This window comes from Enterococcus alishanensis, from assembly GCF_019218635.1.
In the GTDB taxonomy this organism is placed as follows: domain Bacteria; phylum Bacillota; class Bacilli; order Lactobacillales; family Enterococcaceae; genus Enterococcus_A; species Enterococcus_A alishanensis.
In genome coordinates, this window is sequence record NZ_JAHUZB010000032.1 from 1 (window position 1) to 476 (window position 476).

Below are 476 nucleotides of genomic sequence, written 5' to 3' on the forward strand. Positions count from 1 at the left end.
TCCGGAGACCTACGGGTGGCAGCAGTGAGGAATATTGGTCAATGGACGAGAGTCTGAACCAGCCAAGTAGCGTGCAGGAAGACGGCCCTATGGGTTGTAAACTGCTTTTATAAGGGAATAAAGTGAGTCTCGTGAGACTTTTTGCATGTACCTTATGAATAAGGACCGGCTAATTCCGTGCCAGCAGCCGCGGTAATACGGAAGGTCCGGGCGTTATCCGGATTTATTGGGTTTAAAGGGAGCGTAGGCCGGAGATTAAGCGTGTTGTGAAATGTAGACGCTCAACGTCTGCACTGCAGCGCGAACTGGTTTCCTTGAGTACGCACAAAGTGGGCGGAATTCGTGGTGTAGCGGTGAAATGCTTAGATATCACGAAGAACTCCGATTGCGAAGGCAGCTCACTGGAGCGCAACTGACGCTGAAGCTCGAAAGTGCGGGTATCGAACAGGATTAGATACCCTTGTAGTCCTTCGCCT

Annotated in this window: 1 rRNA gene; it reads left to right on the forward strand. The window is 51.1% G+C overall.

The annotated features are described in order from the left end of the window. Positions 1 to 476: ribosomal RNA gene (locus KUA55_RS18145) — 16S ribosomal RNA — on the forward strand; the annotation flags it as partial.